Below are 23,272 nucleotides of genomic sequence, written 5' to 3'. Positions count from 1 at the left end.
AAGCAGCCCAAAAACGAAGGAGGAGAGACCAACGGCCGCTCCTTCCTTATCTGTAGGCGCTGTGAACCACACTTAATCACGGCACAACGGAAAACTATTTTATAGCCTCAGCCCATAAGCTCTATCGGCATGGCTATTCTTTAAAGTGAAGCTAATCCATTGTGTATATCTGTGAGCAGGCTTTCCATCTCTGCCAGCGTTTTATTGTAAGCCCTCAACACCCAATATGCGAAGGCCAGAAACGTCGCCACGCCCACGGGTAGCATCACTGTGTAGAGGTAAGGGATTTGGTTAAGGTCTTTTCCTTGAATGGCGGCCATTACCGGCAGAGAAACCCCAAAGAGCACCAGCCCCAGCAATACGTTTATTTTCTGAAGCCTTTGAAACCGTATCTTCTGTTGGGCAAACGTCTTGATGGTTTCCACATATGTGGCCCCTGAGATGTTCACGCCCTTGATGGCGCGCACAGCGGACAAAGAAATAATGGGCAGCACCAAGAGCACCACAATGGTCAAGGCTGCCAGTAGCTGCATAAACTGGCCTTCTATTTTAAAGAGGTGCACGCTCACGTATCCGGCGGCCGCGTAGCAGACAAAGGTGCCCACCATCTCAGGATACTTGATTCTGTTCAAAGTGGAGTGATAGCTCTGATGCATGGTTTTCTCCACCAGTTGAGTGGCCAAGGCTTCTTGTTGCTCTACTTTCAGGCTTAGTTTAAGCCAGGCCTGTTGCATTTCTTCCAGTTCCATTATGCGGGTTGTTTAGTTAACTGTGTTCTTAGTTTTTCTTTGATGCGAGAGATTCTGGTACCCACGTTACTGGACGTTATGCCCACAATGGCGGCTATTTCATCGTACTTCTTGCCTTCCAGAAATAGCAGGATGATGCCTCGGTCCAGCAGGTTAAGACTCTGGATCTGGGCGTGCATCTGCTGAATCTGCTCCTCCTCGGCTTTGTCATACTCTTCGGCGAGACCATCTGCATCCAGTTCCAAGGGTGTGGTACTTACTCTCCTTTTAGTTTGCTGAAGTTGAGAAATGGCAGTGTTCAGGGCCACCCTATACATCCAGGTACTCAGCTTAGATTCCTGCTTAAATGACGCATATGATTTCCAGAGCTGGAACACAATCTCCTGCTGCAGGTCCTTTCTATCGTCTAAGGTGTTGGTATACATAGCCGCTATCTTCAAGATCAAGCCTTTGTTTTCCTGGATGACGTGGGTAAACTGCTCTTGTAAATCCATCTAAAAATCAATCTTCATCCCATTAGTGTATCTAGCCGGAAGAAAATCACAGGCGCAGGGAGATTTATTTTCAGGGAAGGAAGCCATATTGTTTTTGGCTTCTTTTCTGCAAAACAGGCCAAAAACAAAGAAGGAGAGACCCACGGCCCCTCCTTCTGCAAAAGTCTAAATACTAAAATCTAGTGTCTAACATCCATCGCTTAGTACCCAAACAGCTCTTTCAACGTCAACTCTTTCACTTTGCCATATTTAGCTAGTTCCTTGAAGTTCAGCCTGTTTTTTGACCCGATGACCAGAATGGTCTGGTTCTGGCCTTTTACAAACTGCTGCTGAAAAGCCTTGATCTGATTTAGGGTGAGCGCATCTAAGCTCTCGTAGATATCGCGGCGAAGGTCATGGTCCACGCCCAGTTTACGCGCCTGCTCGTAGTTCATGAGAATGCCCACTTTGTTGATGCGCTCCGTCGCGATGCTGTTGCGCACCGATGCCTTGGCGTTGGTGAAGTTGGTCTCCGCCAGCGGCAGATCGTTCAGGAGTTCCTGCATCCCAGCCATGGCCTCAGGCAACTTGTCACTCTGCGTTCCGATGTACGACATGATGTAGTTGGCGCGGTCTTTCCGACTGGCATTCGCAAACCTTGAGCTGGCCGAGTACGCCAACGCGCGAGACTCCCGAAGTTCCTGGAATACAATCGCGCCCATGCCGCCGTCAAAGTACTCATTGTACAACCTGATGGTAGGCACCAGTTTAGGGTCATAATTCAGAGACTTGGTCAAAAACAGCAGCTCGGCCTGCACCATGTCATAGTTCGTCCAATACACCTTGCGGTCTTTGATCTCCAGCTCTTTAAAGGAATTCTCCGCAGGGACCGGTTTCAACGCAGCCGGCACAATGTGGCCAGTGTTCAACGTGGCGGTAATCGCCTGCAGCTCGCGCGGGCCATAGTACAGCACGCGGTGCTGGTACGTAGGGATGCTCTTGATGCGGGAGATCAGCTCGGCAGGCTTCACTTTCTTCAGTTCCTGCTCACTCAGAATGTGGGTGAACGGGTTCTTAGGGCCGTACTTGGCGTAGTTCACCATGGCCACGCTGTGGATGGTGTTCTTGTCCAATTTGGCGTCTTTGCGGTCTTTCAGGATGCCGGCCACCATGTCGTTCAGGGCTTTGGGATCGGCTTTAGGATTCTGCAGGAGACTTTCAAACAACTGCAGGCCTTTCTCCAGGTTCGTGTCCAGACCGGTCAAAGACACATACACCTGGTCCTGACCCGAGGAAACGCCAAAGGAGCAGCCGATCTTGAAGAACTCTTTCTGCAGCTCCTCGGCGGTGTATTTGTCGGTGCCCAGGTACTGGAGATAATCCACGGCCAAGCCAAGTTTCAGGTCGTTGTTCGTGCCCATGTCCAGGATGTAGAACAGGTTGAACAAGCCGTTTTCTTTGTTTTTGGTGTAGTATACCGGAATGTTGCTCTTCAGGCTGCCTTCCTGGATGTCTTTCTTGTAATCCACGAACTGCGGCTGCAGGTCAGACACGGTACGGCTGGCCACCTGCTTGTAGAACTCAGACTGGGCCTCGCGGTTAGCAGGAACCGGCGTGATGGTAGGTTTCTCCACTTTTTGGGCGGTAGGATCCTGACCGGTGCGCTTGTAAATCACGGCGTAGTTGTTTCCGTAGTAGCGGTTGGCCACATCCATCACATCCTGCTTCGTGATTTTCTCAAAATCGACTTCCTGCTTCAGGTAATCGGCCCAATCCTGGCGGGCGATGAACGCATCCACGAACGCGGTAGCGCGGGCCGCGTTGCTCTCGTAGGCCTGCATCTTGCTGATCTTGTTCTTGTTCACGATGGCCGGGATGAGCCAATCCTCAAATTGCCCTTTCTTCACCAACTCAATCTGCTGCAGCAACAGGTTCTTCACCTGGTCCAAGGTCTGGCCCTGGCGTGGATTGGCACTCAGGAAGTGCGCGCTGTAATCATTGTAGACCTCGGCAAAAGAGGCGGCGCCCAATGCGGCCTGCTTCTGGTTGATATTCAGGTCAATCAAGCCGGCCTGGCCGTTGCTCAGGATCTGGTTGATCATGCGCAACACCAACGCGTCTTTTGATTTAATACCCGGAAAACGGTACGCCATCAACAGACTCTCGGCCTCCGGTCCCAAGATTTCCTTCACCACGGGTGCGGTAATCGGCTTCTCCTGCGGCGGCGCGTAGGCTGGATCAGCTTTCTGCTGCCATCTCCCGAAGTGCTCATTAATGGTTTTGATGGTCTGGTCAAAGTCCAGGTCGCCGCTCATGGCAATGGCCATGTTGTTGGGCACGTAGTACTTATCAAAATACTTCTTGATCTCGGTGATGGACGGGTTCTTCAGGTGCTCCACCGTCCCAATAGTAGTCTGAGCACCGTACTGGTGCGTGGGGAACAAGGCAGCGAAAGCCGCTTCAAACGCTTTGTTGTTGTCAGAGTCCAGCGAACGGTTTTTCTCTTCGTACACCGCCTCCAGTTCCGTGTGGAACAGACGCGGGATCATCACGCCCAAACGCTCAGACTCCAGCATGGCCCACTTGTCTACCTGGTTGCTGGGAATGTCGCCGTAATAAATGGTCTGCTCTACCCAGGTGCTGGCGTTGGAGTTCTTCATGCCCATGGCCGCCACCAGTTTATCGTACTCGTTAGGCACCGCATACTTCGCGGCCACCCCCGAGATGGAGTCTATCTGGTGGTAGGTTTTCTTGCGCAGCGCCGGGTCTTTCTGGGTGCGGTACTGCTCATACAGCGCCTCAATCTTGGCCAGTTCCTCTTGCTCCTTTTCCCAGTTGATGGTTCCTAAGCGGGTAGAACCTTTGAATGCCATGTGCTCCAGGTAGTGCGCCAAGCCGGTGGCATCGGCGGGATCATTCTTGCTGCCCGCGCGTACCGCGATGTAGGTCTGGATACGGGGCGCATTCTCGTACTTGGTCAGGTACACCGTGAGGCCGTTGTCCAGCTTGTAGATGCGCGCCTTCAGCGGATCATTTGGCACGGTGGTGTAGGTGAACTCTTTCTTGGCTGCCTCCGCAGTTGGCGTCTCGGCGGCCGTGGCGGTGGTTTGGGTTGGCGTACTGGTCTTGCATTGGGAGAACAGCACTGCTCCCATGAGGGAAAAAGCAATAAATCTTTTTTTCACGTCAGGTGGAATTTATCTGATAGATAGTTATCAAATATAAGAAAACCGGGGGATTTTATGGTGAGTTTTATAACGGGTTGATGTTGAGGGTAGGACAGGGGCTTTGCTCTCTAAAAGGTTTTTTTGTGCATGCGTAGTCTGTTTGTGCTGGCGTGGCGCTGCTGTTTGCGTAGGTGCAATAGCTTTATTGTTGCATAGCAGGGCTCCGAGCGCTCATGGCCGCGAGGCCCCGCCTTCCGGCATCGCGCTGCTGTTTTAGCCTTGGCCGGTTGGCCTGCCGCATCCGCGGCACCAGGTCTAAAACAAAGGCGCTCAACCGAAAGGCTGGAAACGGAAATGCGTCAATTAGAATGGTAAGACTTCTCCCTTTTTCATGGTTTAAGTCTGTGACTTGGACCCAACATGACCGGCAGTTTGCAACTGCCGTGAGTATAAGAATGGCTATAGCAAATTCCTCTCTTGGGAGGAGCAAAGAGGAGAGTTTGCACCTGCTGATTTACAGCATGTTTTGCTGAAAACGGGCTCAAAAACAATCGCTATATATGGGAAGCAGGGGAGGCAAGGTTGTTCTCGGCGGGAATGCCTAGTTGGGTGGAAAGGAGGTGGAGGGTTTTCAGGGCGTCCTCGGCGTTGTCGGTGCGGAGTTCGTAGTCTGGTTCTGCAGATTGGGAGTACAGCCCGATGGTGTACCACATGACAGGAGCCGCGGGTTCATGGTCATGATCATGGGTGTGGCCGTGGTCCTTGGCTAATCTGAGGTGGGAGGTGAGTCGCACATGTTGGAACGCGGGTAAAGGCGCCCACTTGCCGGTCTTCAGGCCGAACATGCTCAGGTATTCCCGCACGCGGCGGTGCTGGAGATCGAGCTGGAAACCGTGGAATGTGAATTTGAACAGTACGCCTAGTAGGAGCAGGAGCGTGCCAACGGCCAGCATCTGAACCTTGTCTACATCATCCGTGCGCCACCAGGCACTGCTGCCTAGCACCAGGCCCGCCAGCAACAGCGCATATCCCACATAACTCAGGGCCCCGAAGAAAGAATCTGTTTTACGATCAAAGAGGTGCTGGTTCATGGGAGGGAGTTACGTGTAAACCTGTGAGACGTGCAAAACGGCCCACAGGTTTACCGGAAGGGTGTATTAGAAATCGGTGTCCAAACCCAGCCGGTTTTTCAGGTCCTTGAGGGCAGGGTACATGTCTGCCAGGTAATTGTACTTGTCTTGCGAGGTGTAGAGCTTGCGGGCATTTTCCTGCTGCACCACGTCAATGTGCACCTGCAGGCGGTTATGGCCCAGTCCCTGACGCAGATACAAGAGAAACTCCGGCTTAAAACTGTTGAACTCGGCTACTTGCACTTCGTTTTCCACCTGCAAATGCACCTCGGCTTTCTCAGCGTCAAAGTACCACTCGCGGTTCAGGATGGTGTACTCTAGGGTGCGGTCGGTGTGCTTCACGCGGTCCACGTACAGTTTCCAGAGCTGTTGCAGTTTGTGCTCATTTATGGTGGGTAGGGAGCCGGGCACATAGGCCTCATTCTCCTCTTCCAAGACTTCCACCATCGGCGCTGCCGAGGCTGCTACCTGTTCCTCAATGTTCTTCAGGCTGGGCAGCTTGGAGAGTTTCCGGCTGGCCAGGGGGGAAGCAATGGGCCGGGCCGGGGCTGCCGGCGCCGCTACGGGCATTGGAGGCGCCATGGAAGGCACCGGGGAAGGCGCCTGATCCGGATAGGTGTCAAACACCGGGTCTTCGCCGGCGTCCATGTCTGAGGGAGCGGTGTTGTGGTGCGTTTCAGAGCCGTTTTTCGCAGAAGGGGCTAAAACCGGTGTAGCCGGAGCTGGGGAAGCCGGGGCAATAACTGGAGCGGGCGCCGGAGCAGGAGTTGCCGGAGCACCAACCGGAGCCGAACCGTTCTGCGCTCCTACGACGGAACTTCCATTAGTTTTTTTTTTGACCTCTCCGTTCACAGAGAGGTCTGAGGCAAGCTGCAAGGCGTGCGGCAGGTGAGCCAGTTTCATGAGCAGCAGTTCCACGTGCAACCGCTGGTTCTTAGCCGCTTTGAAGTTCTGGTCGCAGCTTCCTACTAGGTTCAGTCCTGATAACAAGAAACTCAGCGAGGCTTCCTGCGCCTGTTGCGCGTAGCGGGCTTTGATGTTGTCAGAGACCTGCAACAGCTGAACCGTTACCGTGTCTTTGCACACCAAGAGGCTCCTGAAATGCTCGCCAATGCCCAGTACGAAGTTGTGCGAATCAAAGCCGTTTTTCAGGATTTCGTCATAAAGTAGCAAGGCGCCGCTCAGGTTCTGGGTAAGCAGGTATTCCGTCAGGCGGAAGTAATAATCGTAGTCCAGGATGTGCAGGTTCTGCACGGTGGCCTTGTAGGTGAGGTGATGTCCCGAGAAGGTCACCATCTGGTCGAAGATAGACAAGGCATCGCGCAGGGCACCGTCGGCTTTCTGCGAGATCAGGTGCAGGGCATCGTCATCGGCTTTGATTTCCTCTTTTTGGGCAATGCGGCCCAGATGCTGCACCATGTCCTCAATCCGGATGCGGTTGAAGTCAAAGATCTGGCAGCGCGAGAGAATGGTAGGAATGATCTTGTGGCGCTCAGTGGTAGCCAGAATGAAAATGGCGTAGGCTGGCGGCTCCTCCAAGGTCTTCAGAAACGCGTTGAAGGCCGAGTTGGAGAGCATGTGCACCTCATCTATGATATAGATTTTGTACTTGCCCGTCTGCGGCGCATAGCGCACCTGCTCCACCAGGTTTCTAATGTCCTCTACTGAGTTGTTGGACGCGGCATCCAGCTCGTGCACGTTGAACGAACTGTTGTTGTTGAAGCTCTTGCAGGAATCACACACGTTACAGGCCTCTACCTCCGGCGTGATGTTCTGGCAGTTGATGGTCTTGGCTAGAATCCGCGCGCACGTGGTTTTGCCCACGCCCCTCGGGCCGCAGAACAGGAATGCCTGCGCCAGGTGGTTACTGCTGATCGCGTTCTTTAAAGTAGTGGTAATATGATGCTGCCCCACCACGCTATCAAACGTAGTTGGGCGGTATTTCCTAGCAGATACAACAAAATTCTCCATCGCTCTACAAAGTTAAAGGTTTCTAAATCGATTGCGAAACCGAATCTGGGCAGGGTAGGAAGGTTCTTGGTTTAGTGCAAAGGGGATGGTGTCTAAGGGCTGTTTTGGGGTAGCTGAGCTAAGTTGATTGGTATGAAATCTTAATTAGCAAGTTTATTATTACTTTTGAAAAGCATAATACCTCCCAAATGAGAAAGCCAAGATTGTTTATAGGATGTTCAGTTGAAAGTTTAAGTATAGCTGATGCTATAAATGAGAACATGGATCATTCAACTGAGGTAACTATTTGGAGGAATGGCACATTTGCTTTATCAAACAATACAATACTCTGTTGATTTTGCTGTTTTTATATTCTCACCTGATGATCTATTAATGATCAGGGAGGAGCAAAAGAAAGTGGTAAGAGATAATGTGATTTTTGAACTTGGGTTATTTATTGGTACAATAGGAAAGGAAAGATGCTATATCGTCAAGCCAAGGGGTGTAGAATTGCACCTGCCAACAGACCTACTTGGAATGACAACTGCTGATTACGAGCCAAACAGATCGGATAATGATCTAACATCTGCCGTAAATGTAGCTTGTACCAAGATTAAAAGAGAAGTTGAAAGACTTGGGTCCATCAAAAATGCCCAATTATACAAAGTTGATAATCAATTAAATCATACACTAAATAATCACCTGTCAGATATTGATTTTAAAGTCCTTTCCTCACTGATTTCTACTTATACTCAAGCTCCAGTAGGTTGGCCAATTTGGGTTGTAAAGAAAGATATTAAGGAGGTTAATGATAATCAAATTGATTTGTGTGTAATAAAGTTGGAAAGACTAGGATATCTTGAAAAGGAAAATACCGAAGATAATTCTGGGAATGTTTTTTATGCATACAAAATTTCTCAAAGTGGAGTCGAGTATTTGTTGCAAAATGAAAGCAAAATTTCAGCTTTATCATCTATAAATGATGACCTACCAAATGATGATTTGCCATTTTAGGTAGAATGCCTTACCTAAAAGGCCGCTTCACCAGGCTCACCTGGCCCATAGCATCTTTCTCGTATTTGGCCAGGCAGTGGGGCTGGAACTGTGCGTCAAAGTTCTGTTCTCCTGGCGTAACTGCCTGTGGTGCGGGCTGTCCTTCCAGAAAGAAATACACTTTGGTGGTGCCGTATTTGGTATGGGGCATGTAGTCTCCGTACTGCTGCATCTGATCCCAGAGCGTGTCTGTTAGGGTGACGGCATAGATCCGCTGGATGGGACCGGTGTTGTTTTCGTTCCGGTACATGGCTATTTCGGTGAAATCTCCTTTTAAATCCTGCACGCCCGGTTGGGTAAACGCATCTTTGACAAACCAGATGATCAGAACTGCGAATACTGCCATCAGGATATATTTCACTTTCTTTCCAGACATTGTTTTTTCTTGAAGTAAAGCCCAAAATTACGCAGGCTTGCCCAGACCACAAGCGGGACTGCTTTTTCCGAATTGGGGCTATTTTTCTGAAATCGATCTAAAAAGAGGCTGGTAAGCAAGGTAAGGGCATATTGAAGGATTTCTGGATAACATTTTTCAAAGGATTCAGTAAATGCTATACCCACTGTTTCTTTCCCGAAGGCGGCTTTCAGCTACCCGTGAACAGGGCAGCGGGCGAAGCGCTTTCGCAGGCGAACACCTTATGTACCTTTCAGCACCGAAAATATTATGGAATTAGACGATATGGCCCCAGAGGTGGCCCAGGAATTTTACCCGCAAGCGCTCAAGATGCTGCACGAAAGCGGATTGCCTTTCTTGATGGGCGGCGGTTTTGCGCTTCGGCAGTACACTGGCATGCAACGGGCCATGAAAGACATGGACGTGTTCTGCAAGGCCGGCGACTGCCCGCGTTTGCTCAAGATTTTCAACGATGAAGGTTTCAAGACCGAGCTGGTTGATGCCCGCTGGCTGGCCAAAGCCTTCAAAGATGGGAAATACGTGGACTTCATCTTCAACAACCCCGGCAACAACATGCCCGTGAACGATGGCTGGTTCCGGAGAGCCCCGGATGGAACTGAGTTTGGCGTGCCCGTGAAATACATCTCCGCCGAGGACCTGTTCCGGTGCAAGATTTACGTGCAGAACCGCGAGCGTTACGATGGATCAGACCTGAACCACCTCATTCTGCGCTACGGCGAGCACATGGATTGGGAACGTATTTTGCAGACCTTGGAGCAACACTGGCAACTGGTGCTCATGCAATTCCTGTCGTTTCAGTTCGTGTACCCATCAGAAAGGGACATCATTCCGCGTTGGATGTTTGATGAGCTGCTGCTGCGTGCCAAAGAACAGTTTGACATGCCGCCGCCTACTGAGAAAGTATGCCGAGGTCTGCTCATAGACCAGACGCAGTATGCCCCGGCCGTGACTGAGTGGGGCTTCAAAGCCATGACCATCATGACCATTTAAAAAGATACTGGAGGCTAGATTTTAGATGTTTGATCTTCAATAGGAAAGGAGCGCACGAAAGCCTGGATTAAACCAAGCCCCGCTCTTCTCCCGTATTCCATGACTCAAACAAAAGGTCTAACAACTATTGTCTAGCGTCTAAACTCTAAACCCGAATGGAACAACAACCGCAATCCTACGTTACGCCGCAGCCCGTTCAGCCTTTACAGCCCATTGCCCCGCCGTCTCCCGCTGGTGAGTCGGCCATCGGGCCCGAAGAAGTGAAAAAGCCCGTTCGCATTGCCGCCGTGGGCGACATCCACGTACGCGAAACTGACAAAGGCAAGTGGGTTGATTTCTTCAAAGCCGCCTCTGACCAAGCCGATATCCTGCTGCTCTGCGGCGACCTCACCGATCACGGCTACGCCAAGGAAGCCGAAGTTTTAGCCGAGGAAATGCGCGCCTGTACCATTCCGGTAGTCTGCGTGCTGGGCAACCACGACCATGACAAAGACGAGCACGAAGAAATCCGGTCCTGCCTCATGCGTGACAATGTGCACTTCCTGGACGGCGATGCGGTGGTGATCAAGAACGTGGGTTTTGCAGGAGTAAAGGGTTTTGGCGGCGGTTTTGACAAATACATGTTGTCCATGTTCGGGGAGGTGAGCAACAAAGCCTTCGTGCAGGAGGCCGTAGATGAGGCCCTCAAACTGGAAGCCGGCCTCTCCCGCCTGGATACCGAGAATCCGGAGGTAAAGAAAATTGCGGTGTTGCATTATTCGCCCATCAGGGCCACGGTAGAAGGCGAGCCAGAAGCCATCCATCCGTTCCTGGGCTGTTCCCGCCTCGCTGAGCCGCTGGACCGGCAGAACGTGCTAGCCTGTTTCCACGGGCACGCGCACATCGGAACCCTGGAAGGAGAGACCGCCAAAGGCATCAAAGTATTCAACGTAGCCAAACCCATCCTGCAGAAAGCCGGCTTTGCGATGCCTTTTTTCTTGTTTGATGTCTAGAAGGCAGTCCTGAGTTCTGAGTCTAGAGTCCTGAGTCTTTTGGCAAGAACTTGTAGGGGCAATCCCTTGTGGTTGCCCTTTGGTTTTCCGGCGCTGTATAATATTTAGAATCAGAGATCCGCTTTTGACCTGTTTCCATAAAAACAGGTCAAAAGCGGATCTCTGATTTTGGAGCCATTGTGTATTTACAAAGCAGACTTTTGATCTTTCATTTAATATGCTTTTACCTGGTAGGAGAGAATCAATTTAGATTTAGTAATTTTCAAACCCAATAAGAATAATTAAGGCTCGATTCTGCATCCTAAAAGATCTCATGAAAAACTCTAAATTTCCTAACTGGCTAACCCTAATCCTTGCTGCTATCTGCTTTTGCCCACTGCTAGCTTTGACCACACCTTTATCGGAGCAGTCCAGAGTGCAATTAGACCAAACAATGTCTGTAGAGTTTCCCAGTCAACCCTCAGAGCAGGATGCTAACGGAATAAAACTATATGTCTCTAGATCGCAGGAAGCTGTTTACATGGCCTTCTTCATGGATCACACGGTGCAACCTGGACAAGAGCCGATTAAAGATAAATATGCTTTTTATCTCGGTATGATGGATTCTATGATTCGGAATGCAAAGGCTACTCTTACTGATTCCAGCTCTTTTAATTTAGGTACGCATAAGGGCATTGAATTTTCCTATACTACCGTTCAACAAGACGGCGCCAAAGTTAAACGCAGCAATAGGCTTTTATTTATAAATGGACGCGTTTACAATTTAGGGCATACCTCTCTTGCGCAACCAGTAGGGACTTCTGAGGCACCTCTGAGAAAATTCCTTAACTCTATGAAGCTTACTAGCAACTAATTCCTGTCATTTCAATTGCTCCCGTTTCTAGTTCTTGGGCAGCGTACTTCTAAATCAAATTTTCATAAGCCTGTTTTGAGGCCGATTTTCTAAAATCGGCCTCAAAACAGGCTTACTTATTTTTCCTGCCTATTCGGCTGAAAACCGGGAACCGCACTTCTTTGGTGTCGTTTTCTGGCCAAACCTCTTTCACCCTCTCCATCAACCCATTCACCGGGTTTTCCCCGTGCTTCTTGATAAACGTCTGCACGCTGGACCAGGAATTGAGGTAGCCTTCAAAGTCGGGTAAAGACCAGTGGGTGGTAATGGCGCCGGTAAAAGCGGGTTCCTCCCGGAACGGAAATGGAAGGGTGGTGTAGCCTTTGTCAACGTAGCTGCGCTCGAAATCCCAGTAGGGCCCTACTGTCTGTGAGTAGAAATGATGGAAGAGTATATCCACCTCCGGCGAGATGGAAAGCACGCCATAACCCCAGAGAGCCAGAACGCCATTCGGTTTGGCTACCCGGTTCACTTCCTGGTAGAACTTCTCCAAATCAAACCAATGCGCGGCCTGGCCTACGGTGATCAGATCAAAGGAGTTATCCGGGAAAGTGGTGTGCTCCGCCGGAAGCAGGTGGTAAGTGATGCGGTCTGAGGCCGGGGCCTGCGCCAGTTGCTTCTCGCTGATGTCGGTGGCGTGCACGTGGGGGCAGAACTTGGTTAGTTCCACGGCTACCTGTCCGTTGCCGGTGCCGCAGTCCCAGGCCAGTTCAGGGGTGGGAACCAGGGAGCGCAGATGCTGGTACAGGGCATCTGGGTAGGTGGGCCTGAACTTCTTGTACAGGCTGGCTTGGGTAGAGAAATGGTCTTTGGGTGCCATAGCAGTATAGAATTAACCTTTAGAAGGTGTAGCCGTTGGGGTAGAAAAGCCCATGAACCCGCTGGCTACCATGGGTTAGCCTTTTTTCCCCGAAAGCCCTACCTTTGCTTATCTCAATACTTGAATTTAAAACCAATACCCAATATGTCCAACGGATTTTTCAATGTCCCCATTCCGGTAAACGAACCCGTAAAAGGGTATGCGCCGGGCAGCAAAGAAAGAGAAGAACTGCTTCAAGCCTATAAGGAGCTGCGTGAGCAGCAATTAGACATACCCATGTACATCGGGGGCGAGGAAGTACGCACCGGCAACCTGATGCCTGTAACGCCTCCGCACGACCACAAACGCGTGATCGGGAATTACCACTACGGTAACGCAAGCCACGTACAGCAGGCCATTGACGCCGCTCTGGCCGCCCGCGAGCAATGGTCCCAGATGCCGTGGGAAAGCCGCGCCGCTATCTTCCTGAAAGCCGCCGATCTGTTGGCCGGACCTTTCCGGGCGCGCATGAACGCTGCCACCATGTTGGGTCAGTCTAAGAACGCGTTCCAGGCCGAGATTGATGCCGCCTGCGAGATGATTGACTTCTTCCGGTTCAACGTGAAGTACATGACCGATGTCTACAAAATGCAGCCGGAGTCTTTACCGGGCATGTGGAACCGTCTGGAACACCGTCCGCTGGAAGGTTTCGTGTTTGCTTTGACACCGTTCAACTTCACTTCCATCGCCGCTAACCTGTGCGCCGCTCCGGCCATGATGGGGAACGTGGTGGTTTGGAAGCCTGCCAACACCCAGGTGTACTCCGCTAAAGTGATTATGGATCTGTTCAAAGCCGCTGGCTTGCCAGATGGCGTGATCAACCTGGTGTACGTAGACGGTCCTGAGGCCGGAGATGTCATCTTCAAGCACCGTCAGTTCGCGGGTATTCACTTCACCGGCAGCACCGGCGTGTTCAACCACATCTGGAAAACCATTGGGGAGAACATCACCAGATACCGTGGTTATCCGCGCATTGTGGGTGAGACCGGAGGAAAAGACTTTATCGTGGCACATAAATCGGCGCACGCCAAAGAAGTGGCTGTGGCCATTACCCGCGGGGCATTTGAGTACCAGGGACAGAAATGCTCTGCCGCTTCCCGTGCCTACATCCCAAGCAACATCTGGGAAGAGGTGAAGCAGCATGTGGTAGAAGACCTGAAATCCTTGAAAATGGGTGACCCCGAGGATTTCGGTAACTTCATCAACGCCGTGATCGATGAGAAATCCTTTGACAAACTGGCCAAGTACATTGATGCCGCCAAAAACGATGACCAGGTAGAAATCATCGCCGGCGGTAACCATGATAAGAGCAAGGGGTATTTCATTGAGCCAACCCTGATTGTGGCGCAGGACCCGCAGTACGTGACCATGTGCGAAGAGCTTTTCGGACCGGTACTCACGCTGCACGTCTATGATGCCGATAAGTTTGAGGAGATTCTGGAGATTGTAGATACAACCTCTCCTTACGGATTGACGGGTGCTATTTTCTCCAATGACCGTTACGCCGTAGAATTGGCCACGAAGAAACTGAGCCATGCGGCCGGTAACTTCTACATCAACGACAAACCGACTGGTGCCGTGGTTGGGCAGCAGCCGTTCGGGGGTTCCCGTGCCTCGGGTACCAATGACAAAGCCGGTTCCATGCTGAACCTGCTGCGTTGGACCAGTGCCCGTACGATCAAAGAAACGTTTGTGCCGCCGGTAGATTACCGCTACCCGTTCCTGCAAGGCGGAAGTGCTGCCGAAGGTGCTCTCTAAGCGTTTTTGACCTGATTTCCTGAAAACAGCCCTGAAACGGATTTCCGTTTCAGGGCTGTTTTGTTTAAAGAGGGCCTGAACAAGCCTTGGTTTCTTGTTGCGGTGTTACTAAAGGGGAAGCCCTTCTTTGTTGTAAATGGAATTGGGTGGGTTCCTCCCTTTTGTCATCCTGAAAGGATCTTGGGAGCGAACGAAAATAACGTTAGGGCCATGACAATTCTAACTCGCTCACAAGATCTTTCCAAGATGACAAAAGGGAAGACTTTTCAGGATGCCAAATAGACGAGACTTTCAAGGGTAGAGAAGGTGATTTTTCAAGGTGGAAAAAGGGTAGGCTGACCTAGCTCATCCCGGCCGGGCAATGCACCGACGTGAATACCGAGGGCAAATACCTGCTGCTCCAACATGCTTTTGAAGGCCTGGGCTGCATCAGGGGCACCCTGAAAACCGATGTGGTCCTTGAGCGCTCCCGCTAGACCATGCGCCGCATAGGGGCCAGGAAGAAAGGTATTTTGCGTAATCACATGGTTATTTCAGAAGGTCGTGTGCATGATACCGTGATCCTCAGCATCGTTGACCAGTAGTGGTCCGAGGTGAAGAACAGCCTGCAGGGATTGCTGCAACGCCAGGGCTGAAACTAATCTTGTGGCTTTTTTCTGCGTATGAAGGAGAAATCCTAAAGCGCCATGAACCAGATAACCCCGCCCGTTACCCCCGTTGATGAACGCCTGAAGTGGGTAGAGTCTATCTCCCGTTTACTGGATAATCAATTCAAGATGCCCGGCACCAACTTCCGGTTCGGGTTGGACCCTATCATGGGTTTGTTGCCGGTGGTAGGCGATCTTTCCTCCTTCGCAATGTCGGGGGTGCTGGTCATGACCATGGCCAAACATGGGGCTAGTCGGGCGTTGGTGGTCAGGATGCTTTTTAATATTTTCCTGGATGCGGTGATCGGTAGTATCCCCATCGTGGGCTGGATCTTTGACTTCGGGTACAAAGCCAACCAGAAGAACGTAAACCTGCTGCGCCGCCATTACCAGGAAGGCAAGTACCAGGGCAAAGGAACAGGGTTCATCATCGGCGTGCTGATTGCTTTTCTGATTCTGTTCGGGCTCTTGCTCTATGGCCTCTGGAAAGTGGCGGAGTACCTGTGGCTTTGGGCCTCCTCGGCGTGGTAACCTTTTAGAATAACGGTAAAATTATAGAAGGCCCGTTTCAGGTCTGTTTTTAGGAAAACAGACCTGAAACGGGCCTTACTGTTTAAGGAAAGAATGGGCTTTGCCGTCGCTGGCGCGAGTGTCCCGCTCGTGTCCGCATGTATTCCTGAGAATATTCGATTTAATACACATTCCTGTCATCTTGGAAAGATCTTGTGGGCGGACTAGAACAGCGGTGGAGAAACGCCATTGCCGTTTGCTCACAAGATCCTTTCAGGATGACAAAATAGGGGAGGAGAGTTCCTTTAAAGTTATCTGCCATGCGTGCGGACACGAGCGAGACACTAGTGCCAGCGATTTCTGGAGTCCAAAGATCATATTGGGGAAATCTAATTATGCTCTAGCGCGAGGTAACGATGGCGTACCAGAAGACAGGCGCCTATCACCCCGGCCTGTTCGCCCAGTTTGGAGACCTTCAGTTGTGTGTCATTGTTCACCAGGCTTAGAGAATAACGTTTGATGGCGCTCTTGATGGGCAGCAGAATGTAATCCTCGGTAGAAGCCAGGCTTCCGCCCAGGACCACCAGTTCGGGGTTGAAGATGTTGATGAGCAGGGCAATGCTGCGGCCTATCTTATCGCCTATTTTGGCAATCAGCTCAATAGCCAGCACATCATCTTTTTGGGCGGCGTTGATGATGTCCTCCAGCGTGAGCTCATCGGGGTGGATGTTGCTCTGGGAAACGATGGTAGAGGCGCCCGCCTGCATGCTTTCCTTGAACATCTCAATCAAGGCCCAACCCGAAGCCTCGGTCTCCAGGCAGCCTTTTTTGCCGCACTTGCACATCTTCTCGTTCTGGTACAGCGGAATGTGGCCAAACTCGCCGGAGTACCCAGACTTGCCGTAGAACAGCTGGTTGTTCAGGATCATGCCCATGCCAATTCCGTAGTCCAGGTTCAGGAACAGCACGTCTTTCTCGCCTTCTACCACGCCAGAGCAAAACTCACCGTAGGCCATGGCCCGAGAATCGTTCTCCAGAAATACCTTGATGCCAATCTCCTCCTCAATGACCTTACTCAGCGGCGCGTCATGGAAATCGAAGAGGTTGTAATTGTAGCCTTTGGAGTAGTTGATGCGCCCCGAGAGGTTAATGCCGATGCCCAGGATTTTCTCTTTGGGAATGGGCAGCTCAGTGATGAAGTTGTTGATGATATGGCAAAGCTCATCCAGCGAAGCCTTGTCATTGGACAACAGGTAAGGATAGCTCTGGAATTCACTGATCAGATTCTTCTGGAAATCGGTGAGGCCGATGTTGATGTGGTGCGTTTTCACGTCAATTCCCAGAAAGAAGGCCGATTCCGGAGCCAACCCGTAAACGTTGGGCTTGCGGCCGCCAGTAGAGTCTACCTTGCCGTGGTCCTGCACCAATCCCTCCTGAATAAGGTCATTCAGCAGGCTGGTGATCTTAGGAATGCTCAGGTTCAGTTCCTTGCCCAGTTCGGCAATGGTGGCGTTGCCCGTATTGGCAAAATAGGAGATAACTTTCTTCTTGAGGTTGACATTCTTGAAGGCCACCCCAGTTGGGAAATCATGGTTCATTTCCTCAAAGAAAGTACTGTTCATCTTGGGTGGCGTAAGGGTTAGACGGGAGGTAGTATCCTCAGATTATTCGGCTTGCAGTACAAATTTACTTATTTCCGAAGAAGGTGGCGCTAACTTTACATAATTCTTCAATATACGAATCTAATCTGTTAAATTTCAAGTACATACACCTAAAAAATAGCTTTATTTATGCAAAAATGACAGTTTTTTAGGTTTATCCCTCCTTATTCGGCTGGGTAGAAACCCAAGGAGCCCACTTTGACTGCAAACCAGATTGCGTACCTTCCCGGTATGATACCCCTTGCCATTTTCAACTGGAGCGGTGGCAAAGATTCTGCCCTCGCTTTACACAGAATTCAGCAACAGCAAAGCTTTGGCCTTCATGCCCTTTTCACCACGTTAAGCCAGGCCCACCAGCGGGTGACCATGCACGGCGTACGCGAAGAACTGATGCAGGCTCAGGCTCAAGCGTTAGGATTGCCCTGGCGGCCTCTCTACTTGCCCGAAGGGGCCAGCATGCCGGTGTACAACCAAGCCATGGCCCAAGTCTGGACCGGGTTTAAGAAGGCCGGAGTAACGCACGGCGTCTTCGGGGATATCTATCTGGAGGATCTTCGGAAGTACCGCGAAGAACAGTTGGCCACAGTGGAGATTCAGGCCGAGTTCCCTTTGTGGGACGAAGACCCGGCCGCGTTGCTAAAGGAGTTCTGGCACGCCGGGTTCAAAGCCAAGATAGTCTGCGTCAACGGCAAGCACCTGGATGCCTCCTTTGCGGGCCGTGAGTTGGACGAGGCTTTCATCAACGACCTGCCCGCTCACGTAGATCCCTGCGGCGAAAACGGCGAGTACCATTCCTTTGTCTATGACGGACCCAACTTCAAACAGACGGTACCGGTGCAAACAGGTGAGGTGTTGTTCAGAAGTTATGCGCCGGTTACCCAAGATTCAGACGATGACTGCTTTGCCGCTACTTCGGTTTCGTATGATACCGGCTTCTGGTTCTGTGACCTGCTGCCTGCGTAATAGTAGGCTGTCGTTTGTAGCCTGATTTCTTTGAAACAGGCCTGAAACGCTTCCTTTCTGCGACCTCAAACAGAGCTCTTGGCTATTTTCAAGCCCTTTTTCTGAAATCGGCTTGAAAATGCGTAGCTTCCTTCCCTAATGCTGCTCCTCTATGTTGTACTTTCTGCTTAAGACTCTCTTCCAGATTGCCTTGCGCGTGTTCTTCCGGCGGTTTACGGTGAATAACAAGCACCTGCTGTTCTCCGAAGGTCCGTTGATTGTGGTGTCTAATCACCCCAACACGCTCATGGATCCCGTGGTGACGGCTTCGCTCATGAAGCAGAATGTCTACTTCCTGGCGAAAAGCAGCTTTTTCAAACCCGGTATTCAGGGCTGGCTTTTCCACCGTCTGTTCATGATTCCGGTGTACCGCCGCGAAGACGTGGGTGAGGGAGGAACCGCTCAGAACGATGCCACGTTTTCCAAATGCTATGAGTTTCTGGGCAAGGGTGGCACCCTTATGGTTTTCCCCGAAGGAAACAGTTTCATGCAGCGCCGCCTCCGTCCGCTCAAAACCGGTACTGCCCGCATCAGCCTGGGTGCCGAGGCGCAGCATAATTTCAACTTGGGGCTGCGCATTGTGCCGGTAGGCGTGAATTACTCAGACCCGTCCCGCTTCCGGAGCGATGTGTTTGTGAACGTAGGCGAGCCCATCTACGTCAAAGACTTTCAGGCGGCGTACGCCGAAGATCCCTTCAAAGCTGCCCACGCCCTCACTGACCATCTAAAGGAGCGGCTGGAGGACCTGGTCATCCACACCGAAACCGATGAGGAAGACGCCCTGGCCCGTCAGGTAGAAGCGGTGTATCAAAGCAAACTGGTGAAAGAACTGGACCTATCAGAGTCAGAATCGGAGGAGCGGTTCCTGATTACCAAAGGCATCCTGCAAAGCATTAAATACTTTGAGGCCCGCCAGCCAGAACGTATGCACTATCTGCGTACCGAGCTGCAGGACTATCTTCAGCACCTGGAAAGTGTAGGCCTGGTGCCCGATGCGTTCAAACGAATCCCCAACCGCCGCGAAGTAGCTTGGGGTACGGTGAAAACCATTTTCTACCTGGTGTTGGGCTTTCCCTTCTACTTGTTTGGGGTCATTCACAACTACCTGCCGTACCTGTTGCCAGCTAAAATTGCGCGCAGCCTGACCAAAGACATTGAGTTTTACGCGCCCATGATGATGACCATTGGCATGTTCACGTTCCCCATCTTCTATACGCTGATTGGGTGGGCGGTGCATACCTGGTTGGGTATATCAGGTTGGGCCTTGGTGGGGTATCTGGTGGCCCTGCCCATCACCGGATTTTTTGTGTTGCACTACTGGCACCGCATCCAGGAAGCCCGCCGCAACTGGATTTTCTTTTCCCTTTTCTCCAAACGCTCCACGGTGCTGCACAGTCTCCTGGAACAGCGGAACCGTTTGATGGCCGCCCTGGAGCAAGCCCGCGAAGAGTTTTTAGCCTCTTTCCCAGAAAACACGGCCGAAACGAAACAGGCGTAATTCAAAGATCAACCTTTCCTAAAGCCTTTTCCTGAACACTACAATTCAGCAAGTGTAGTGTTCAGGAAAAGGCTTCTTTCTATTGCTCAAGCCGAAAGCTGCATGAACAATCCATCCAGAGGTCCTGTTGCGTAAATAGGAAAAGGGCAGGAGGTTCTGCTTTTATCTTGATTTTAGAAAAATGCATCCATTCTCCAGAATACTAGTTTTCGTGACCAGCCTATTTTTCCTGGCGGCGTGTTCTTCCTCTGATACCGAAGAGCCAGAAGTTACCCCTTCACCCAAGATCCCTGACACGCCCAGTGCCTCCGGTTCTTACCTGGCTTTAGGCGATTCCTACACCATTGGGCAAGGGGTTGCGGCTACAGAGCGGTGGCCGGTGCATTTGGCTAACTTTTTATCCGGGGAAGGAGTGAAGGTAGGAGCGCCGCGCGTCATTGCCCAAACCGGTTGGACCACCGCCGATCTCCTGCAACGGGTAAAAACCGAGAAGTTTGACGGAGGCTACGGCTTGGTGTCGCTCATGATAGGGGTGAACAACCAGTACCAGGGGCGTGGTCTGGAGGAATTCAGAACACAGTTCAAGGAATTGCTGACCTTTAGCACCGCTATTGCCATGAAAGACCCGAAGAATGTGTTGGTGTTGACCATACCAGACTGGGGTGCTACGCCGTTTGGTTCAAGCAGGGACCAGGCATATATCAGTGCTCAGATACAGAAGTTCAATGAGGTCATAAAGGCCGAGGCAGCGGCAGCCGGCATCACGGTAATTGACGTGTATGAGGTCTCTTTGTTGGTGAAGGAGACACCTGCTTACCTGGCCTCAGATGGGTTGCACTATAGCGGCTTAATGCACCAGCGATGGGCCCAAATGGCGCTACCAGAGGCGAAGAAGAAGTTGCTGGACTAGATTTTTCAGAGGTGCCTCAAAATTGGAACGGTATATGTAATGGAACTTTCACCGCAGGAGCGGGCTTCTTTTAACTCCTTTAACTATCCCGTATGGAAATGAAATTGAACGCAGTTGGTGCCTTGTTAGTGGCGGGGATGTTAGCTTTTGCTGGTGCCCCCACGCAAGCACAGAATAAACCTAACACATTGCCGAAAGGTACGTTGGCCATGTCCGCTCCCGTAAAGGAAGCTCCCGTCCGCCGCGAAACTTTATCAGGCATTGACCTTTTCCCGCAAGACAAAAAAGGTGAAGTGTTCCTGCTATCCTTCCAGCAAGACATGCCCGAGGCCGGCGTTCTGGAACTAAAGAACTACGCCGGGAAAGTGCTCTATACCCAACCTATTCCGGCCGGTGACCAAACCTTGGCGGCGCCCATCAATATTGGTAAGTTAGGCACCGGTACCTATCTGGTAGAAGTAAAAACGTCTAATACCGTGTATTGGAAAAAGATGCGCGTTCGGCGTAGATAAATATTATTCAATATAAACGGAAAGGCCTGCAGATGATCCATCACCGCAGGCCTTTCCGTTTAGGAGGCGTTTTTCCGTTACCAGGAGAATTTCACCACAACCAGTTCAGAAAAGCCATCGTCATTGTCGGCCACGCAGACGGCGGTGAGGTCGCTGCGGTCCTGGCCTGAGATGCAGATAGACTCAATCTTGCTTTTGTAGGGAGTACCGTCTTGCTCAGTGATGGTCACAGCCACCTGTGGTTTGGCGGGTCCGGGGGTGTTATGCGGATGTGCCTGTAGCAAGCCCACCAGGCTGCCGTAGATTTCTCCATCCAGCACGGCGTTGGGGGTTTCTTCGGCCGAGGCAGTGAAGAGCATCCGGCCACCCAAGGCGGTCGTCATCCCAGAGAATCCGGTTTTAATCTGTGCTATATCGGGCAGAGTCCAGCTTTTGATGCCACTTGGTTTAGGGGCGGCGCCTTTTCCTTGTAAGAAAGGCACCATGGATTCCAGGGTATACGTGATGAGTACGTTTTGCCCGCCGGGCGCGTACCGCTGCAGGAAATAAACATATTCTTCATCGGCTGCTAGGCCTTCAATGTTAAGGGCCGCCTGCCCCGTGATGGCTTTGTTGGCGCGCAGTTGGTTGTAAAGAGGAGTCAGGTTAATGGTGATGGGTTTGTCTGGGCCGTTTCGGGTGAGGGGAATCAGAAAACCGGTGTTGCGGGGTTCGGTGGCCCCAGAGCCTATGATGAACAGGTAGGGCTGACCACCTTCCATGGTAAGTTGGGTAATGGCTTCCAAATCGGGCTTCACAGGCTTAGGAATACGACCTTCCACCATAGAACTGGCCTCGAACAGCGGTGTTTTCTTTGTTACCTTGAAGTTCTTGTCTAGGGTAAAAAGATAAGGCGAATCATCCCCGATGACGTAGTACTGATCGCCCACGCGCTCTATGCCAGAAGCCGAAGGAATTCCCTCCAAGACCAGTTTCTTTCTGATGATTGCCGTGGGAGTGGTGGTGGACTCTGCGTCTGACTGGCAACTGACTGAAAAAATAGACATAACAAGGCAGGTGCAATAAGGTAAGAGCCGTACTAGAATTTTCATGGGGGATGTATAATCTAAGTCAGCTTTTTAAGTAAGGTTGGCTGGCAGATGTATCTTCTATTGTAATTGGATTTTGTTTTAAGGCTGATTTCGGGAAACCGGGGCAAAAACAGCATCAGACCAAAGCCAATTCTTCCAGCACTTGGCGCGCGCGCAGACAACTGGCTTCTTTGTCCTTGATTTCCAACATGATGTCTACGTCTAATCCGTTTAAATGGGTGAGAAACTCTCTAAACAAATCCGTTTCAATGCTGGTGATGTGCTTTCCTTTGCGGTCACCGGGGCTTTGGGAACTGTAGTCCATCATGAGCACGCCGTCCTTTTCTGGGTGCCACGTACCCGATGCCAGTTGCAACGCCTCTTCCATAGGCTCGCCGTTGTTCAGGCACTCGTGGTGGAAATTGTCAAACAAGATGGGAATTCCCGTCTCGGTGTTCAGTTCCAGGCAGTCTCTGAGGCTGTACAACCGGTCATCGTTCTCCACCACCAGGCGGGCTTTCACGTTCTCGGGTAAGGTCTGGTACGTCTGGATAAAGCGCTTTAGGGCACTGGGTTTGTCGCCGTACACGCCACCCGCATGAATCTGCAGTTTAGCGGTAGAGTCCAGCCCCATCAAGTCCATGACCGTGGCCTGGTACACCAGCTCCGCGATGCTGTTGCGCACAATGCGGGCATCGGGTGAATTGAGTACCACAAACTGATCTGGGTGCATAGAGATGCGCATGTTGTGTTTCTTGATGAAATCGCCCAAGCGCCGGAACGTCATCTGGAAATGCTGCTGCCAGTTATAGGTATTGATTTCATGCGAGGCGAACGGCACCAGTTCAGAGCTCATCCGGAAGAACAGGAACCCATGCTCCAGGTTGTACTCCAGTATGCGCCGCAGACAGCCCAGGTTCTTCTCCACCGTCTGCACCAGCCGCTCCTCGTTGTAAGATGCCAACCTGAACGTGGTAGCAGAGGTGCAGTCCAACGATTCATTCACGCAAGGATATCCGATTTTCATACAAGAC

At 51.3% G+C, this 23,272-nt stretch carries 20 protein-coding genes; 10 read left to right on the top strand and 10 right to left on the bottom strand.

The window, feature by feature from the left end; genetic code table 11:
* Positions 1-140 precede the first annotated feature (140 nt).
* The 5 genes from EFB08_RS03440 to EFB08_RS03415 form a co-directional block, all read right to left on the bottom strand.
* A complete protein-coding gene (locus tag EFB08_RS03440; RefSeq protein WP_123125483.1) occupies positions 141-749 on the bottom strand; it encodes a hypothetical protein in 609 nt (202 codons plus the stop codon).
* Positions 749-1,243: an RNA polymerase sigma factor gene (locus tag EFB08_RS03435; protein ID WP_123125482.1), complete on the bottom strand. Its 495-nt coding sequence runs from the start codon at positions 1,241-1,243 to the stop codon at positions 749-751. Before EFB08_RS03435 ends, EFB08_RS03440 begins: the two co-directional genes overlap by 1 nt.
* Positions 1,244-1,443: 200 nt before the next feature.
* Positions 1,444-4,407, bottom strand: coding sequence for a M16 family metallopeptidase (locus tag EFB08_RS03430; protein WP_227006192.1), 2,964 nt, complete (start codon positions 4,405-4,407; stop codon positions 1,444-1,446).
* Positions 4,408-4,943: 536 nt separating this feature from the next.
* Positions 4,944-5,480, bottom strand: coding sequence for a hypothetical protein (locus tag EFB08_RS03420; protein WP_123125479.1), 537 nt, complete (start codon positions 5,478-5,480; stop codon positions 4,944-4,946).
* A 66-nt stretch (positions 5,481-5,546) separates the two neighbouring features.
* Positions 5,547-7,490 carry a DNA polymerase III subunit gamma/tau gene (locus EFB08_RS03415; RefSeq protein ID WP_123125478.1) on the bottom strand — a complete coding sequence of 648 codons (1,944 nt, stop codon included), beginning with the start codon at positions 7,488-7,490 and terminating at the stop codon, positions 5,547-5,549.
* 294 nt (positions 7,491-7,784) lie between these two features.
* On the opposite strand from EFB08_RS03415, the gene EFB08_RS03410 reads away from it, so the two are divergent.
* Positions 7,785-8,483, top strand: coding sequence for a TIR domain-containing protein (locus EFB08_RS03410; protein WP_227006191.1), 699 nt, complete (start codon positions 7,785-7,787; stop codon positions 8,481-8,483).
* Positions 8,484-8,493: 10 nt separating this feature from the next.
* Here the strand turns inward: EFB08_RS03410 and EFB08_RS03405 are convergent, their stop codons facing one another.
* A complete protein-coding gene (locus tag EFB08_RS03405) occupies positions 8,494-8,898 on the bottom strand; it encodes a hypothetical protein (RefSeq protein ID WP_123125477.1) in 405 nt (134 codons plus the stop codon).
* A gap of 288 nt (positions 8,899-9,186) precedes the next feature.
* Here EFB08_RS03405 and EFB08_RS03400 point away from each other — a divergent pair, with 288 nt between their 5' ends.
* The 3 genes from EFB08_RS03400 to EFB08_RS03390 all read left to right on the top strand — a co-directional run bounded on the left by EFB08_RS03400 (position 9,187) and on the right by EFB08_RS03390 (position 11,772).
* A complete protein-coding gene (locus EFB08_RS03400; RefSeq protein WP_123125476.1) occupies positions 9,187-9,927 on the top strand; it encodes a nucleotidyltransferase in 741 nt (246 codons plus the stop codon).
* A gap of 155 nt (positions 9,928-10,082) precedes the next feature.
* A complete protein-coding gene (locus EFB08_RS03395) occupies positions 10,083-10,919 on the top strand; it encodes a metallophosphoesterase family protein (protein WP_123125475.1) in 837 nt (278 codons plus the stop codon).
* A gap of 313 nt (positions 10,920-11,232) precedes the next feature.
* Positions 11,233-11,772, top strand: coding sequence for a hypothetical protein (locus EFB08_RS03390; RefSeq protein WP_123125474.1), 540 nt, complete (start codon positions 11,233-11,235; stop codon positions 11,770-11,772).
* A 112-nt stretch (positions 11,773-11,884) separates the two neighbouring features.
* On the opposite strand, the gene EFB08_RS03385 is transcribed toward EFB08_RS03390, so the two are convergent.
* The gene (locus EFB08_RS03385) at positions 11,885-12,631 is read right to left on the bottom strand and encodes a class I SAM-dependent methyltransferase (RefSeq protein WP_123125473.1); all 747 of its coding nucleotides are present in this window, start codon (positions 12,629-12,631) and stop codon (positions 11,885-11,887) included.
* 144 nt (positions 12,632-12,775) lie between these two features.
* On the opposite strand from EFB08_RS03385, the gene pruA reads away from it, so the two are divergent.
* Positions 12,776-14,428 (top strand): L-glutamate gamma-semialdehyde dehydrogenase, encoded by a 1,653-nt coding sequence (pruA, locus tag EFB08_RS03380; protein WP_123125472.1) that lies wholly within the window; start codon positions 12,776-12,778, stop codon positions 14,426-14,428.
* A gap of 686 nt (positions 14,429-15,114) precedes the next feature.
* Positions 15,115-15,606 carry a DUF4112 domain-containing protein gene (locus tag EFB08_RS03365; protein WP_123125469.1) on the top strand — a complete coding sequence of 164 codons (492 nt, stop codon included), beginning with the start codon at positions 15,115-15,117 and terminating at the stop codon, positions 15,604-15,606.
* A 368-nt stretch (positions 15,607-15,974) separates the two neighbouring features.
* Here EFB08_RS03365 and EFB08_RS03360 read toward each other — a convergent pair whose 3' ends face one another.
* Positions 15,975-17,207 (bottom strand): ROK family transcriptional regulator, encoded by a 1,233-nt coding sequence (locus tag EFB08_RS03360; protein WP_123125468.1) that lies wholly within the window; start codon positions 17,205-17,207, stop codon positions 15,975-15,977.
* A gap of 270 nt (positions 17,208-17,477) precedes the next feature.
* On the opposite strand from EFB08_RS03360, the gene EFB08_RS03355 reads away from it, so the two are divergent.
* The 4 genes from EFB08_RS03355 to EFB08_RS03340 all read left to right on the top strand — a co-directional run bounded on the left by EFB08_RS03355 (position 17,478) and on the right by EFB08_RS03340 (position 21,168).
* On the top strand, positions 17,478-18,209 hold the full coding sequence (locus EFB08_RS03355; RefSeq protein ID WP_123125467.1) for an adenine nucleotide alpha hydrolase: 732 nt from the start codon (positions 17,478-17,480) through the stop codon (positions 18,207-18,209).
* A gap of 151 nt (positions 18,210-18,360) precedes the next feature.
* Positions 18,361-19,746, top strand: a complete 1,386-nt coding sequence (locus EFB08_RS03350; RefSeq protein ID WP_123125466.1) for a lysophospholipid acyltransferase family protein — start codon at positions 18,361-18,363, stop codon at positions 19,744-19,746.
* Positions 19,747-19,957: 211 nt separating this feature from the next.
* Positions 19,958-20,656 carry an SGNH/GDSL hydrolase family protein gene (locus EFB08_RS03345; RefSeq protein ID WP_165864787.1) on the top strand — a complete coding sequence of 233 codons (699 nt, stop codon included), beginning with the start codon at positions 19,958-19,960 and terminating at the stop codon, positions 20,654-20,656.
* A 98-nt stretch (positions 20,657-20,754) separates the two neighbouring features.
* Positions 20,755-21,168, top strand: coding sequence for a T9SS type A sorting domain-containing protein (locus EFB08_RS03340; protein WP_227006190.1), 414 nt, complete (start codon positions 20,755-20,757; stop codon positions 21,166-21,168).
* Positions 21,169-21,245: 77 nt separating this feature from the next.
* On the opposite strand, the gene EFB08_RS03335 is transcribed toward EFB08_RS03340, so the two are convergent.
* Together EFB08_RS03335 and uvsE are read right to left on the bottom strand one after the other, a co-directional pair.
* A complete protein-coding gene (locus EFB08_RS03335) occupies positions 21,246-22,214 on the bottom strand; it encodes a DUF6929 family protein (RefSeq protein ID WP_125077639.1) in 969 nt (322 codons plus the stop codon).
* A gap of 160 nt (positions 22,215-22,374) precedes the next feature.
* Positions 22,375-23,265, bottom strand: a complete 891-nt coding sequence (gene uvsE, locus EFB08_RS03330; RefSeq protein WP_123125462.1) for a UV DNA damage repair endonuclease UvsE — start codon at positions 23,263-23,265, stop codon at positions 22,375-22,377.
* Positions 23,266-23,272 lie beyond the last annotated feature (7 nt).

It is taken from the genome of Rufibacter latericius (genome assembly GCF_003721515.1).
Classification (GTDB): domain Bacteria; phylum Bacteroidota; class Bacteroidia; order Cytophagales; family Hymenobacteraceae; genus Nibribacter; species Nibribacter latericius.
Note: the sequence above shows the minus strand (reverse complement) of the source record. Positions and strands in the feature narration are given on the sequence as shown.